At 49.6% G+C, this 14183-nt stretch carries 14 protein-coding genes; 6 read left to right on the top strand and 8 right to left on the bottom strand.

Features of this window, described 5'->3' with window-relative positions; all coding sequences use genetic code 11:
• Window positions 1-18 precede the first annotated feature (18 nt).
• Both ACXAH4_RS06365 and ACXAH4_RS06360 read left to right on the top strand, forming a co-directional pair.
• Window positions 19-1212 carry a methyltransferase gene (locus ACXAH4_RS06365; RefSeq protein WP_474881154.1) on the top strand — a complete coding sequence of 398 codons (1194 nt, stop codon included), beginning with the start codon at window positions 19-21 and terminating at the stop codon, window positions 1210-1212.
• Between the two features lie 12 nt (window positions 1213-1224).
• Window positions 1225-1824: a peptidylprolyl isomerase gene (locus tag ACXAH4_RS06360; protein WP_119500043.1), complete on the top strand. Its 600-nt coding sequence runs from the start codon at window positions 1225-1227 to the stop codon at window positions 1822-1824.
• Between the two features lie 29 nt (window positions 1825-1853).
• On the opposite strand, the gene ACXAH4_RS06355 is transcribed toward ACXAH4_RS06360, so the two are convergent.
• From ACXAH4_RS06355 to efp, 4 genes are all read right to left on the bottom strand, one after another.
• Window positions 1854-2387 carry a GNAT family N-acetyltransferase gene (locus ACXAH4_RS06355; protein WP_474881152.1) on the bottom strand — a complete coding sequence of 178 codons (534 nt, stop codon included), beginning with the start codon at window positions 2385-2387 and terminating at the stop codon, window positions 1854-1856.
• Between the two features lie 129 nt (window positions 2388-2516).
• The gene (locus ACXAH4_RS06350; protein ID WP_474881150.1) at window positions 2517-4928 is read right to left on the bottom strand and encodes a TonB-dependent receptor; all 2412 of its coding nucleotides are present in this window, start codon (window positions 4926-4928) and stop codon (window positions 2517-2519) included.
• 218 nt (window positions 4929-5146) lie between these two features.
• Entirely contained in the window at window positions 5147-6124 is a 978-nt protein-coding gene (gene epmA / locus ACXAH4_RS06345; RefSeq protein WP_474845127.1) for an elongation factor P--(R)-beta-lysine ligase, read from the bottom strand.
• A 93-nt stretch (window positions 6125-6217) separates the two neighbouring features.
• A complete protein-coding gene (efp, locus tag ACXAH4_RS06340) occupies window positions 6218-6787 on the bottom strand; it encodes an elongation factor P (protein WP_303573808.1) in 570 nt (189 codons plus the stop codon).
• A 36-nt stretch (window positions 6788-6823) separates the two neighbouring features.
• Here efp and epmB point away from each other — a divergent pair, with 36 nt between their 5' ends.
• Window positions 6824-7849: an EF-P beta-lysylation protein EpmB gene (gene epmB / locus ACXAH4_RS06335; RefSeq protein ID WP_474845129.1), complete on the top strand. Its 1026-nt coding sequence runs from the start codon at window positions 6824-6826 to the stop codon at window positions 7847-7849.
• On the opposite strand, the gene ACXAH4_RS06330 is transcribed toward epmB, so the two are convergent.
• Window positions 7850-8041 (bottom strand): hypothetical protein, encoded by a 192-nt coding sequence (locus tag ACXAH4_RS06330; RefSeq protein ID WP_119500038.1) that lies wholly within the window; start codon window positions 8039-8041, stop codon window positions 7850-7852.
• Between the two features lie 145 nt (window positions 8042-8186).
• Between ACXAH4_RS06330 and ACXAH4_RS06325 the strand changes: the two genes are divergently transcribed.
• Window positions 8187-8498, top strand: a complete 312-nt coding sequence (locus tag ACXAH4_RS06325; protein ID WP_119500037.1) for a hypothetical protein — start codon at window positions 8187-8189, stop codon at window positions 8496-8498.
• A gap of 7 nt (window positions 8499-8505) precedes the next feature.
• On the opposite strand, the gene ACXAH4_RS06320 is transcribed toward ACXAH4_RS06325, so the two are convergent.
• Window positions 8506-9795 carry a hypothetical protein gene (locus ACXAH4_RS06320; protein ID WP_474845131.1) on the bottom strand — a complete coding sequence of 430 codons (1290 nt, stop codon included), beginning with the start codon at window positions 9793-9795 and terminating at the stop codon, window positions 8506-8508.
• Window positions 9796-9875: 80 nt separating this feature from the next.
• Window positions 9876-10547 carry an HAD family hydrolase gene (locus ACXAH4_RS06315; RefSeq protein WP_474845133.1) on the bottom strand — a complete coding sequence of 224 codons (672 nt, stop codon included), beginning with the start codon at window positions 10545-10547 and terminating at the stop codon, window positions 9876-9878.
• 171 nt (window positions 10548-10718) lie between these two features.
• Between ACXAH4_RS06315 and ACXAH4_RS06310 the strand changes: the two genes are divergently transcribed.
• Window positions 10719-11897: a GGDEF domain-containing protein gene (locus ACXAH4_RS06310; protein WP_474845135.1), complete on the top strand. Its 1179-nt coding sequence runs from the start codon at window positions 10719-10721 to the stop codon at window positions 11895-11897.
• A gap of 3 nt (window positions 11898-11900) precedes the next feature.
• Here the strand turns inward: ACXAH4_RS06310 and ACXAH4_RS06305 are convergent, their stop codons facing one another.
• Window positions 11901-13523 carry a PAS domain-containing sensor histidine kinase gene (locus ACXAH4_RS06305; RefSeq protein WP_474881148.1) on the bottom strand — a complete coding sequence of 541 codons (1623 nt, stop codon included), beginning with the start codon at window positions 13521-13523 and terminating at the stop codon, window positions 11901-11903.
• A 199-nt stretch (window positions 13524-13722) separates the two neighbouring features.
• Between ACXAH4_RS06305 and ACXAH4_RS06300 the strand changes: the two genes are divergently transcribed.
• Window positions 13723-14181, top strand: a complete 459-nt coding sequence (locus ACXAH4_RS06300) for a GNAT family N-acetyltransferase (protein ID WP_474845139.1) — start codon at window positions 13723-13725, stop codon at window positions 14179-14181.
• Window positions 14182-14183 lie beyond the last annotated feature (2 nt).

Here is a 14183-nt window from a genome sequence, read left to right as displayed (position 1 = left end):
CATGAGCGACAACACAGCATGAGCGACAACACAGCCTTTGTATTTCGCGACCGCGAACTGAACTTAATACGCCACCCGGCAAAACATCAGCATGTCAGTTTACAGGCCTGGGACAGCGCCGATGAGTTGATCATCGATTATCTTGCCACAGAAGCCCCTGAAGGCCCCGGCAAATGTATCATATTTAATGATGACTTCGGCACCCTGGGCTGCTGGTATGCCACTGATAATCCATGCTGGATTTCAGATTCATGGATTGCTCACCGCTCGCTGGCTGACAACCTGGAAGGTAACAATATTGCCGCCACACAGGATGACAACGGACTGGTAGCCTCACCATTAAAAGCTGCTGATTGCCTTGCTCCGTTGCCGGAAAAGCCGCAAACGGTGATTATAAAAATACCCCGCACTCTGGCGTTGCTGGAACATCAGTTGATTATGTTGCAGGAAGTCATTACCCCTGAAACTCGTATTGTGGCCGGTGCGAAAGTGAAGGCCATCACGAAAAATGTGCTGGAGCTGTTTGAGAAATACACCGGTCACACCACCACTTCACTGGCAAAGAAAAAATCCCGCCTTATTTTTGCAAAGCCGGATGAAGCGATACTGAAAAAGCCCGTACAGTCTCCTTATCCGGTGCGCTGGACAGCGAAAAGCCAGAACGGCGTAACGCTGACACTTTCCAACCATGCCAATGTATTCTCCGGACGCTCTTTAGACATCGGGGCAAGGTTCATGATTGAACATATGAACGTGACCAACAACGAACGGGTTATTGATCTTGGTTGCGGCAACGGCATTTTAGGTCTGAACGCGCTGGCACTGGCACCACAGGCGCGGATCACCTTTGTTGATGAGTCATTCATGGCGCTGGCCTCAGCCAGACAAAACGTGGCAGAGAACTTTCCTGAACAACTGGCGCAATGTGAATTTGTGCCATCGAACTGCCTTGACGCCTTGAAAGAGGCTGAAGAGGGCGGATTCAGCAAAGTGTTCTGCAACCCCCCCTTTCATCAGCAGAACGCGATCACCGACCACATTGCCTGGCAAATGTTTTCAGATTCCAAAGCCAGTCTGGCCAGAGGCGGACATCTGGTGGTGGTGGGTAACCGCCATCTCGATTACCATGTTAAATTAAAGCGCTTGTTTGGTGGCGTAACGCAAGTTGCCAGCCATCAGAAGTTTGTTATTTTAAGTTGTGCAAAACGCTAAAGGGAGAATGCTATGCTGCGTGCTTTGCTGCTGGCTTTAGTTGTCGTAACCACTCCGGTTATTGCAGCAAAACCAAAAGATGACGGCTCACAAATTCAGCCGGACAATTATTACCCGCGGGTGAAAATGGAAACCACAATGGGCGATTTTGTCGTCGAACTGTACCGCCGCCGTGCGCCTATCACCGTGAATAACTTCCTGCGTTACGTTGATAAGAAAAGCTATAACGGCACCATTTTTCACCGTGTTGTACCCGGCTATATCGTCCAGGGTGGCGGTTACAATGCTGAGTTTGATGAAAAGCCGGATTACGGCACGATTTTCAACGAATCCGGCAGTGGCATGAGCAACAAGATGTACACGGTTTCCATGGCACGCCAGAACGACCCGCATTCAGCGACACGACAGTTCTTCTTTAACATGAATGACAATACCAACCTGGATCCCGGCAGAGACTGGGGTTACAGCGTGTTCGGTATGATTGTGGAAGGCGAAGCTGTTGTGGAAAAAATGATGGAAGTAGAGCTGGACTATCAGCCGGCGCTGGGTGAACCGAATTCCCCTAAAGAGCCCATCATTCTGAAATCTGTCACTTTACTTCCGGCGGTGTAAAAAAGCTGACGCTGTGGCAGCGCGTAAATTCAGCGCTGCCGCGTTTTTAAATCCAGCCAGAAAAAATGTTGCGCGGATACACCTGACATAAACAGATTGCCCCGCTTCATAAAGCCCAGCTTCATTAACAGTTTCTGAGAATCCGTATTATCAGCATGAGTCATCGCAGTGAGATAATTCACGCCAAGGATGTCTCTGGCATAGCTGATAACCGCTTCACCGGCTTCGCCACCAATCCCCTGCCCGCGGGCTTGCGGCAGCAAGGCGAATCCTAAATCGGGTGCACTGAAAATGCCGCGGTTTATCAAACCACACATCCCCAACGGTTTACCGGTTAATTTATCTTCTACGGCAAACAGGCCATAGCCATGGTTTTCAAAATGCACCAGCGCATTATCAATATACCGGTTCGCATCTTTAAGTGTATGGACGCCCCGGTTTCCAATGAAGCGCAGCCACAGAGGATCGTGATTTAACGCAAAAATCCAGTTGCGATCATCAGCCACCGGCTTGCGCAGATGCAGCCGCGATGTAGAAAGAATCAAAGATGTGCCCTTTAACAAAAAAACTCCCGCAATGGAAAACCATAACGGGAGTCAGTATAGCGTCTCGCCGGCCCGGCTTCACGCAGCAAACTGACAGATTCAGTAACTACACGAACACACACATCACCATGCCGGCATGCCAGGGACTTAAAACACGGCTCTTACACCCACCGAGAAGTTGCGGCCGGGCAGCGGCGCTAAATCTTTCAGGAACGACGTGTGTACTCGGGCCTCTTCGTCTGTGATGTTGTCTGCAGTTGCGAACAGCACCCAGTCCACCCCGGCAGATGCGATGTCATATTCAACACTGGCGTTCAGCAAGGTGTAGCCATCGGTTGCGGTTTCATACGGTGCAGTACGGGTTTGGTCGTCATACCATTCCACCCCCACCTCACCGGAAAGTGATTGCCCCTGATAACGGATTGACGAGCCGATACGCAGAGGCGGAATGCGTGGCAAGTCTTCGTTATCCAGTTTGGCACGAATGTAGTCACCATATAAATCCACACGCCATTCACCGGTAATGTTGTAGAACACCTCGGCTTCCATACCGTATAAGTCAGCATCGGATTGCCGGAAGTAGTACACCGGTGTGCCCTCTTCCTCATGACCTTCCTCTTCTGCCCCTTCTTCCTCGTGTTCATGCTCTTCGGTTACAGCAATCAGGCCTGTACCACTTTCATAAATGTAGTTGTCAACCTGGTTGTAGAACAGTGACGCAGTGTAACCCCAGTTGCCGCTGAATTTACGGAATGTGAGATCCAGGTTGGTACTGACTTCTTCATCTACACTTCTGAGCGTGTCAGATAACTCACCTTCATCATCCAGTTGATACACCAACCCGACTTCATAAGTCCGGGTCGCAATGTGCTGACCACCGGAGAACAATTCCTGCTGACTTGGCGCACGTTCATTACGGGATAATGTCAATGCGGCAGAGTAACCCGGCTGATATTCCCAGTTTGCACCGGCAGATACCGAAACACTGGTGAAGTCATAGTCAGGGAAGTTGAAGACCATAGCCTCTTCTTCATGTTCTTCCTCTTCCTCATGCTCTTCTTCGTCAAGGTGCTCCACATGAAGTTCCACTTCAGCGTCATCCGCATCGTAGGAGGTTTGCTCAAGACGGCCACCCAACTCAAAAGTCACGTCGCCCACTTTCTTCTGTTCAATCAGAAAAACAGCTTGTGTATCTGTGCTGGTTGGCGGGGAAAATGCTTCTTCACCAATCGCTTCGTAATCGCTGTCCGTCAGCTGGAAACCAAATACACCATGCCATCCGGCAATACCGGTATGGGCAATCGTCAGCTTGGCATTCACGCCTTCATTATTAAATTGCGTACCAATTTCGCCATCTTCAATTTCAACGTGGGTGTAGTCTGTATAAGCAGCAGAGAACCGGATATTGTCAATGCCGGCAGTGGGCGAATGCCATTCACCCGCCAGTTGATAGCGGGTCATATCCACATCAATTTTGGTACCTTCTTCTGCGCCTTCTTCCTCATGCTCTTCACCTTCTTCATGCTCTTCTTCCTCATGATGATGATGATGACCGGGCACGCCATACAGGTTATCCAGTTTTTCTACAGAAAAGCCGAAGAAGCCTTCATCCTTTACATAGCTGATACCGGCATTGAAGTCGGTTGTATCCATATCTGTACTGGCCAGTGTGCCGTAAGTGGCATCATCATCCGGCTCAGCCTCTGAGTAGCCGGGAATATCCACGTCATCCGTTTTGCGTTTGAAACCATCGAAGTGAAATGCCACATTGCCGGTTCCGGTGGTCACGTCCACCTTACCGAACTTACCGTTGTCCACGGTGGAATAACGCATTTCTGCTTCCCCTTCTGTGCCGTATGGCATTTCCTGAGGAATACGTTTGTCGACCACGTTGACCACACCGCCGATCGCGCCGGAGCCATATTGTAATGTGGCAGGACCGCGCAGTACTTCCACCTGAGTGGCACTGGAAGTGCTGGCCGCTACGTTATGATCAGGACCAATTCGTGACACATCAGATACATCCAGACCGTTCTGCACGATTTTCACCCGCGGACCACCGGCACCACGAATGACCGGACTGCTTGAGACCGGTCCGAAGTAACTGGAATGCACACCCGGAACAGTTTTCAGTGTTTCACCCAAAGTCGGCTGTTGTTTTCTGCGCAGTTCTTCTGAGCCGATAACCGAGACCGGCGTCACGCTTTCCAGTACAGAGGTTTGCATTGCGGTAGCAGTTACCGTGATGTTCTCAATGGAAGCTGGCAGAAGCGTAAAGTTAACCTGCTGGTCTTCAGAAACGGGGCCTAAATCTTTATCACCATGCAGATATTTCGGCGTTGCCACATGAATATGGACGTCTTGTGCGGTGACATTATCCATTGAATAAATGCCATTTTCGTCGGTATAGACTACGCGCCTTGAACCTTCTACTGAGACTTCTGCTCCTGCAACGGGAGCGCCGGCTTGATCAGTGACTTTACCTGTTATTGTCGTGGCCAGTGCGGCACTGCTGAATGCTGTCATCAAAGCAACAGCTATAAGAGAGGGAGTATGCATGGTGATTTCCGTTAACTACTGAGTTATCGCCTGTTTCGTAATGTTATAACATTTTCAGGCGAATTAGCGTTAACGTCAACGGCATTTTGTCGACAACATCAGCGTTTTATCGATGATATAACATATCATGCCATAAACTTTGCAAAATTATCACAGATTGATTTCAGGAATCGTTCAAAAAGCAGATAATACTGTCAGGGTAGGATAAGGGAATTTATTCAGGCCCGCGATACGGGGAACGCAATGATGTCCTGAATATGTTCAGCACCTGTTTTCAGCATCAGCAATCGGTCGATACCCAGTGCCACGCCGGCGCAGTCAGGTAATCCCTGCTCCAGCGCAGAGAGGAAATGCTCATCCACCGGCAGTTCCGGTAAGCCGGTTTGACGGCGTTGTGCATTATCGTTAAGAAAGCGCTGACGCTGTTCCGCGGGGTTAGCCAGTTCATTAAACCCGTTCGCCAGTTCCACGCCTTTAAAATACACTTCGAAACGATCAGCAGTACGGGGGTCATCTTCATTCACTTTTGCCAGTGCTGCCTGCGAGGCTGGAAAGCCATAAACAAAACAGGGTACGGCAGCGCCAATACGGGGCTCGATGTAAAGGCTAAACAGCAGTTGAAGCAGGGTGTCTGCGTCTTCCGGCATGCCGGCATGCATATCCAGCCCGCATTGCAAAGCGATTTGCTGCAGTTGCTCAACTGTGGCGGTAAGAGGATCGACGTTTAATTCCCTGAGGAATACATCCTGATAACTGATTTTTTCCGCAGTTCCGGTCGACAATGTCAGTTGCAGCAGGGTGTCCATTTCTGCCATCAACTGATGATGGTCATAGCCGGTACGGTACCACTCCAGCATAGTAAATTCAGGGTTGTGAAAGCGCCCTGCCCCTTCATGACGAAACGCTTTGCATATCTGATAAATCGAACCGTAGCCTGCACACAACAGCCGTTTCATGGCGTATTCCGGCGACGTTTGCAAATACAGGGTTTCCTTTCTGCCTGTGTCGCTGTGATCAAATTCACTGGAAAAGGCAGCCAGATGCACATCGGTAACGGTACCGTGGCTTAGCAATGGTGTATCGACTTCGAGCACATCTCTGCAGGCGAAGAAATCACGGATTTGGCGCAGCAGTTCAGCCCGCTTACGCAAATTATTCAGCGATGCGGTGGGTTGCCAGGGAGTATTTGATGACATGAGATCGGATACGGGAATTATCAGGCCGGAGAGGGCATAAGAATATATCCGGCCAGTGCACGTAAGTGCGTACCGGCCGGCAGCGGGTTCAGATTACTTCTGCGCCCGTGATACGTATTCGCCGGAGCGGGTATCAACACGGATAACTTCACCGGTTTGAACGAATAAAGGTACACGAACAACAGCGCCGGTAGACAGCGTAGCAGGCTTGCCGCCGGTTCCCGCTGTATCGCCTTTCAGGCCTGGGTCTGTTTCAGTGATTTCCAGCTCAACAAAGTTAGGCGGAGTTACTGTGATAGGTGAGCCGTTCCACAGTGTGATGGTGCACACATCGTTCTCTTTCAGCCACTTAATGTTTTCGCCAACCGCTTTTTCGTCAGCAGCGATTTGTTCGAATGTATCGTTATTCATAAAGTGGTAGAATTCGCCGTCGGTGTACAGGTAGGCCAGTTCCGTATCCATCACGTCTGCGCCTTCTACGGTTTCACCGGAGCGGAACGTTTTTTCCAGAACTTTACCGGAGATCAGCTTACGGATTTTAACGCGGTTAAAAGCCTGACCCTTACCCGGTTTTACGTATTCGTTTTCCAGAATGTTACAAGGTTCGCCGTCAAGCATGATCTTGAGGCCGCCTTTGAATTCGTTAGTGCTGTAAAAAGCCATATTTTTCTCTGCCAATACATAAGGTGTAAATACGAAGTGGCGCAAATAATACCTAAAAATCGGCTGTCTGTAGAGACAAACTGGCAAAAAGATCTTGCAATGGCGTTTACCCGCCCGGAAGACCTGCTGGACTACCTGGATCTCGATGTAGATCAACTGGGTCATCACGGCGCTGCCAGACGGTTATTTCCCATGCGCGTCCCCCGCCACTTCGCCTCATTGATGGAAAAAGGCAACTGGCATGACCCGTTGCTCCGCCAGGTAATGCCTTTATCTCAGGAATTTGAAGCCGCCCCCGGCTACAGCACCGACCCGCTGGATGAACATGATACTGCCGGTAAGGGGTTATTACATAAGTACCAAAGTCGCGTACTGCTGATTGTAAAAGGCGGATGCGCTGTAAACTGCCGCTACTGCTTCCGTCGCCACTTCCCCTACGCCGACAATGCGGTGAGCAAACAGGAATGGGAAAACGCCATTGCTTATATTGCTGCCGATCCGGCCATTAACGAAGTGATTTTCTCGGGCGGTGATCCGCTGATGGCAAAAGATACCCATCTGGCCTGGCTGGCCGGTGAAATATCACGGATCCCCCATATCCGCAGATTGCGAATTCATACACGCCTGCCGGTCGTGCTCCCCCAACGCCTGGACGCAGAGTTCAGTGACTGGTTAACGTCATTGCCGGTGAAAACGATTCTGGTATTACATGCTAACCACGCCAATGAATTCAGTCCGGCACTGAACGACCGTTTAGATGCATTACGCAGGCATGGCGTGACGCTGCTCAATCAGGCAGTATTATTGAAAGGCGTTAATGATACGGCTGATGCACTGGTAGATTTGCAGGAAGCGTCTTTTGAAGCAGGCGTGATGCCCTACTATCTGTATTTGCTGGACAAAGTTCAGGGCGCGGCCCACTTTGAAGTGTCTGACGATGAAGCCAGATCATTGATGGCGGAAGTAATAAAGCGCTTACCGGGTTTTCTGGTACCGAAACTCACCAGAGAAATCGGCGGCCAGCCCGGCAAAACGCCTGTCGACTTACATATTCACCCGTAATTACGCGTAGGTATCGACGTTGGCACCCAACGACGGATTACCGGATGACGGTTTTGGTACGTCAGCGGCTGATTCCAGCAGCTGAAGCGTTGCTTGTCCCTCTTGTTGTTGCTGGCTTTTCGCCATTTTAAGAGAGGCCAACTCAAGCGACGCACCGGATGTTGCAGATGCACCAGCACCTTGTATATCCATACCAGTTTCCTTTGTTGCTTGTAGCAAAGTAAAAAAGTAGGCAGAATTGCCCACCTTCATCAGCGTACTACATCATTAATGATGCAGTACGGGTACATCGTTATCGACCATACACTCATAAACTTTAGCAGAAATCCGGAAAGTCATGCAGGCAATTAACGAACAACTTCAGGAAACCTTACAAACCCTCTACCGCAAAGCGATAGATGCCGATGCGGTGCTGGACCAGTTACAACAGGTTCAGAAAGGCAAGTTTCAGGCAGTATTCGCAGAAGACAGCGGGTTTGAAACACAGGCAAAACGCTTTTCACCCTACGTGGAAGAAATCGCCCGCGACTGGCAGGCCATCAAAGACGCTGACGAAGCGACCTTCAAAGCAGGCCTGGCTCCGCTGGTGAAAAAGATAGAACTGGCGCTGACGACCCTGTCACAGTTTCAGGCGGTAGGCAAAGCCTGACCCGCCCTCAGTTTTCTTCAAGTTGGTAAAGAGGCACCGTTGCAAGACGGGCCTTTATCTTTGCCACTTCCTGCAGGTAGGCGTCGCTGTCTACCCGCTCAAACTGTTCAATAAACTGGTCTTTCGACAATCCCTCTGCCAGACCGTCAACCGGCGGCATGATCACATCGTCGTCATGCATTTCAGATAATAGTTGCTGCACCCGGACAGCATGAACCGGTGACGTCGCAACACGCGCAAACTCAATACCGGCCATATCAGCTGTCAGATCAACGAAGGAATAACCGCTTCCGCCCATAGCACGGTCCATCAATTCTTTAAATTCACCGATGGCCAGTGTAACGCCTTGCTCACTTAATACTTTTAATGCAGCGGAAATCAGGAAGTGTCTGGCAAGATCGTTGCGGCCCCGCAGTAATGGTGGCGTTAACGGTTTCAAGGCTTTATCCGCATCAGGCTGAACGTCTCCGACAAAGTTGGCAACCCGGTGATGGCCGATAAAAATTGCCAGCGCCAGAATGGCTGCACGGTTATGTTCCGCCGCGTTCTCAGGCGTGCTTCGCTGAGCTGCGCGTTTCATGGTCAGACGGATAAAATCTACTGCCGGTTGCGGGGTATCCGCCAGGGTAATATCCTGAAAAGAGATGTAGCGCAGGTAATAGGCCGTTAAGTCCCGCAGCTCGTCGTCCTGATCCACCGATAAACCATTTTTGACTTCGTTCAGATTGCGCAGGAAGCCGTCCATAGGACGCAGACTGACCATCATTTCCTGTTCCGTCATACTGACTTTTTCAATCTGCTCCCTTGCCTGAGTGGCGATATCACTTTTAGTCCAGCGGTTAACCAACCACTCGGCCAACCCTACCGCCAAATGCCCGGGTATATGTAAATCGCCAATTTTCACTTCATCCAGCAACAGGAAGTTAGCCGGCAAAATCGTGGCATCAACGTTCAGGTAGCTGTCAAATAAGTCCACCGGAATAGCAATGCTGGCTTGTAAACGGGTGGCATCGGGATGCACAGTTACCTTACCGCGGAAGTCCGGCGTGGCACGCTGTAAGAAGCCGACAATGGAGTCAAACTGTTGAGTTGTGATAGTAATAGTGTGACCCTGATGGCGATCTGAAACACTGGATTCCAGCTGAGACAGCAGTTCATGTACGGTATCGGCATCTGCCACCTGTTCCGCTGCTTTTACATCAACCACAGGTTCACTTTCTATCATCAGTACAATCAGTCCCGCCACCAGCAATACACTCACCAGCAACGCTATAATGACACCACGTAATATTCGCAAACGGATCCGCCTCTTAAACCGAAGGTTATTATTCTTTGTGAATTCCGGAATAAATTCAATCCCGGTATGTCTTCAGACAATCAGGACTCTAACATCCACCATGCCTGAAGGGATGAATATCTGGATGTGGCATCGTTAAAATTATGTCCGGCTGAATGGACTGTGGGGATAACGACGCAAGGCACACCGGCGTTCACGGCAGCCCGCATACCATGTTCCGTGTCTTCAACGGCGACACATTCATGAGGCTGGCGTCCCAGCTTTTTCATGGCCAGCAGATAGCAATCAGGCGCCGGCTTGCTGTTAGTCACATCTTCAACGGAAACCGTTGCGGAAAACATATGACGAAGGTTCCTGGCCTCCAGCGTACGCTCTACTGAAATGCGGCTTCCACCGGTCACGATGGCCAGTTGATACCCGCTCTGGTAACACTTTTTAATGGTCTGTACTGCATGAGGCATCAGTGGAAAAGGCTGCTCTGCAAGATAACGGCGGGTTTGTTCATGTTTTTCTTCCGCCAGACTTTCTGCTGCAACGGGCAGCTTAAATGTTGTCACTGCATCAACTGCGTTTTGGGCAACCGGAATACCGGCCATGACATCACTGTAAAAAGCTTCCGTCAGGCTCACACCATGCTGGCGGAGCACTGTTCGCCAGATTTCATAATGCACCTGTTCAGAATCAATGAGGGTACCGTCATGATCAAACAAAATGGCGCGGGTTGTCGGGCTGATTGCACGGGGAGATGTCATAGGGTGTGAATGTCCTTGTTTAAGCGGGTATCTCATTGAAACTAACCTTACCCCGGATTCGGATCAATCTTAATCCGTTCATCGCATTAGTATTGAATTGCATCCGGTATTGCTGCAAATTACTTTTCCATATCACGGATTTCGATATTTCTTCCCTGACGTGGAACTCACATGGACTTGTTTACGCTTTCCCTCTGCACGGTTTTACTAAGTGCAATGATGGCCATTACGCTGTCAGCTCTCTTTCTGACCAACACCGCTGATAAAGCCATGCGTGACTGGTCCCTGGCCGGCGTCTGTTTTCTCGCCTGCAGCCTGTTAATCCTTGTTGCGTCTGTTCGCACCGTGCCCTGGCTTCTTACTCCTGTGTTATCTAACACACTGTATATCGCCGCCCATGGTTTTGTGCTCAGCGGGATTACATCGCAAACCCGCTCGGTGAACAGCCACCTTTCCATTGGTGTATTTTCAGCTTTTGTTTTGCTGATGCATTTTAACGATGCAATCAGCAGCAATGTGGAATTCCGCATGCTGGCCATCTACCCGGTTATGTTGACATTAAACCTGCTGAGTGTCTTCCACTTGTGGCGCTTCAGACACTCGGCCCATGGTAAGAGTTATTGGGCTGTCATGACGATTATTCTGCTTTTCATTGTTCACACCGCCGGCAGTGCTGTGGCAATTCTTCTTTTCCCTGACCACCTTGAGTTCCTTGGTAACGATATTATTCAGACCACTAATTCACTGGTTGTGCTGTTGTATATTTCCGGTCTGACACTCGGATTAATATTTGTTCACGCCTGGAAACGGGAGGTTACCCTTAAAACCGTATCCAGAACCGACGCGCTCACTGGCTGGTTTAACCGGCATGCCCTGAATGAATCTGCCAGCAGAGAATTTACCCGCTGCCAGCGTAATCAGCTTTCCTTCGCGTTTGTCACTTTCGACATCGATTTTTTTAAAAATGTAAACGACCAGTACGGACACACAACCGGCGACAGAGCCATTCGTCATATTGCTAATGTCGCCAGGGAAGCCACCCGGGAGTACGACTATCACTTCCGTCTTGGCGGCGAGGAGTTTGTGATCATGCTGGCAGGGCTGAAAGTCAGCGATGTGAAAGCCATTGCTGAACGTGTGCGGTTCGCTATTCAGTCCACGCCCTTGTGTATGGGAACCGAATCCCTTCCCTTGTCTGTCAGTGTGGGAATGGCCACCATGGAACAGGGCGATCTGGGCTGGCATGTGGTGCTGGAAAGAGCTGATGACGCACTCTATGCGGCGAAAAAAGGCGGACGGAATAACACCCGTTTTCTTACCGCAAATGCGTTGTCACTGGTCAAGGGCTGAACATTACAACAGCCGGTCAGTCACTTTAAACTGAATGGTAAACTCTACGCCTTCGCCTTCTTTGCTTCTGCATTTAATGCTTCCGCCCAATGCATTCGTAATAATATTGTAAGTGATATTGAGCCCGAGTCCGGTGCCGCCGGTCCCCCGGCGCGTGGTAAAAAACGGGTCGAAGATTTTCGGTGCATTTTCCTCGCTGATCCCTTTCCCGTTATCTTTGTACACCAGCAAAAATTCGTGACTGTTCAGCTCACTGATAGTCATGGCTATGTGCCCGCTATCCCGATCACTGAAGCCGTGATTGACTGAATTGACTATAAGATTGGTCAGTACCTGAGACAACAAACCCGGGTTAGTAATAACATTGAGATTATCAGGGCAATGAATATTCACCACGACACTGGCTTTTCGTAACACCGAGGCAAGACTGAACACCACTTCATCGAAGTATTGCTTAAGGTTTACCTCGCGGTCTTCCTCGCTGGTCTGGTCAACCGCAACTTGCTTAAAGCTTCTCACCAGGTGAGCGGTTCTTACCAGATTCTTTTTCACGATATCAGCGATTTCATTGGCACTGTTAAGGAAGTCTTCGAAGTCGTTTTCTGTCAGGCTGCCTTTATCGTAACGCTGACGGATATCTGTGCACTCTTCCATCAATTGGGTTACCCCCGTCAGGCCAATGCCTACCGGCGTATTTATTTCGTGAGCCACCCCCGCCACCAGCGACCCTAAACTGGCCATTTTCTCAGACTCGATTAACTTATCCTGAGTTTGCTTCAAATCATTGATCATGGTTTCAAGGCTGGCATTGGAGTCTTTCAGTGCCGCATTGCGCTCTACAATTTGTAATTCCAATGCTTTCTTTTCAGATATATCCCTGGTGATGGCGTACAGCACATCATCTCCGCCAAGGGTAATCAGGGTGACAATAATTTCGCACCAGAATTCTGACCCGCAGGCTTTTTTGTGCACCCATTCGAACCGCACACTACCTTTATTAAACGCATTTTCGATGATCTCTGCGGCAGCCTCTTCAGACGGCCGGCCATCCGGCTGATATTCGGGCGAAATATCCATGGGCGTCAGACCAATAATGTCTTCTTTTTTACTGAATCCCAGTTGTTCGAGAAAGGCGCGGTTGCAATCCAGATAGTGCTCGCTGGTGAGCAGGCATAATCCGTCTACTGACTCATTGAATAGTGTTTCAAAGGCATCTTTCTGTGCAGCGATTTCCAGTTCAAGGTTTTTCTTTTCAGAAATATCCCGCCAGTTTGCGTGCACCACAACTTCGTCGTTCATCATCATTTTTGTGATGATGACCTCCGCCCAAAATGGCTCCCCGTTGAATCTGGAGTGCAGCCATTCAAATCGTAAACTCCCCTCCTCCATACAACGCTCAATGAGCTTTGCGCCTTTCTCAGCCGACACCTGGCCGTCAGGCTGAAATTCAGGAGAAAAATCGAAAGGCGTCAGGCCGATGAACTGTTCTTTATCAGCGATGCCGACCAGATCCAGCATCGACTGATTACAATCGAAGAATATACCTTCGCGGAAAATACCCAGACCATCTTTTGAGGCCCTGAAAACGGCCTCAAATCCGTTATCGTGCAAGCTGATGTCTTTCATTGAAAAATGTTCCGAAGCCGGATCGCTAAAAAAGAAAGCGGCCTGATTGCCACCTCATACAAAAATTAGCAAAGATTGAACATAGTGCCACCTGATATACCGGTGAAATAATAGACTATGCTTGCGGAATGCCGGTGCAATAATCCGGAAAGCCTGATACATTCCCCTAATTCATTTTAAAGACAATGCAGATAATACTATGCTGAACTGGCAATGCCTGACTTTCGGTGAGCTCACAATCACCCAACTGTACGCCCTGGTTCAGGCACGAATAAATGTATTTGTCGTAGAGCAAAATTGTCCCTATTCTGAGCTGGATGATAAAGATACTCAGGCTTGTGTTCGTCACCTGCTTGGTTATGAGAACGGAGACATTGTCGCCTACGCACGCTTGTTACCGCCCGGGCTCAGCTATCCGTCAGTCAGTATTGGCAGGGTGCTGACAACCAGCCAGTGTCGCGGTTCGGGACAGGGATACACTCTGATCGAAAAGGCATTAGCGTACTGCGCTGAATACTGGCCTGAGCAGAATATTGAAATCGGCGCACAGGAACATCTGGCAGGTTTCTACGGAAAATTTGGCTTTACGCCAACATCCACTATGTATCTGGAAGACGGTATTCCCCATATTGATATGAAACTTACAAGACAAAAATAGCG

The sequence above is a fragment of the Alteromonas sp. ABV2_168 genome (genome assembly GCF_056161165.1).
The sequence above is the reverse complement of the archived record's forward strand: the minus strand, read 5'-3'. Positions and strand labels throughout refer to the sequence as shown.

What these genes read in the sequence shown, in the direction of transcription:
- ACXAH4_RS06365 (WP_474881154.1), top strand. Translation starts at nt 19, where the DNA reads ATGAGCGACAACACAGCCTTTGTATTTCGCGACCGCGAACTGAACTTA.
- ACXAH4_RS06360 (WP_119500043.1), top strand. Translation starts at nt 1,225, where the DNA reads ATGCTGCGTGCTTTGCTGCTGGCTTTAGTTGTCGTAACCACTCCGGTT.
- ACXAH4_RS06350 (WP_474881150.1), bottom strand. Translation starts at nt 4,928, where the DNA reads ATGCATACTCCCTCTCTTATAGCTGTTGCTTTGATGACAGCATTCAGC.
- epmA (WP_474845127.1), bottom strand. Translation starts at nt 6,124, where the DNA reads ATGTCATCAAATACTCCCTGGCAACCCACCGCATCGCTGAATAATTTG.
- efp (WP_303573808.1), bottom strand. Translation starts at nt 6,787, where the DNA reads ATGGCTTTTTACAGCACTAACGAATTCAAAGGCGGCCTCAAGATCATG.
- ACXAH4_RS06330 (WP_119500038.1), bottom strand. Translation starts at nt 8,041, where the DNA reads ATGGATATACAAGGTGCTGGTGCATCTGCAACATCCGGTGCGTCGCTT.
- ACXAH4_RS06325 (WP_119500037.1), top strand. Translation starts at nt 8,187, where the DNA reads ATGCAGGCAATTAACGAACAACTTCAGGAAACCTTACAAACCCTCTAC.
- ACXAH4_RS06315 (WP_474845133.1), bottom strand. Translation starts at nt 10,547, where the DNA reads ATGACATCTCCCCGTGCAATCAGCCCGACAACCCGCGCCATTTTGTTT.
- ACXAH4_RS06310 (WP_474845135.1), top strand. Translation starts at nt 10,719, where the DNA reads ATGGACTTGTTTACGCTTTCCCTCTGCACGGTTTTACTAAGTGCAATG.
- ACXAH4_RS06305 (WP_474881148.1), bottom strand. Translation starts at nt 13,523, where the DNA reads ATGAAAGACATCAGCTTGCACGATAACGGATTTGAGGCCGTTTTCAGG.
- ACXAH4_RS06300 (WP_474845139.1), top strand. Translation starts at nt 13,723, where the DNA reads ATGCTGAACTGGCAATGCCTGACTTTCGGTGAGCTCACAATCACCCAA.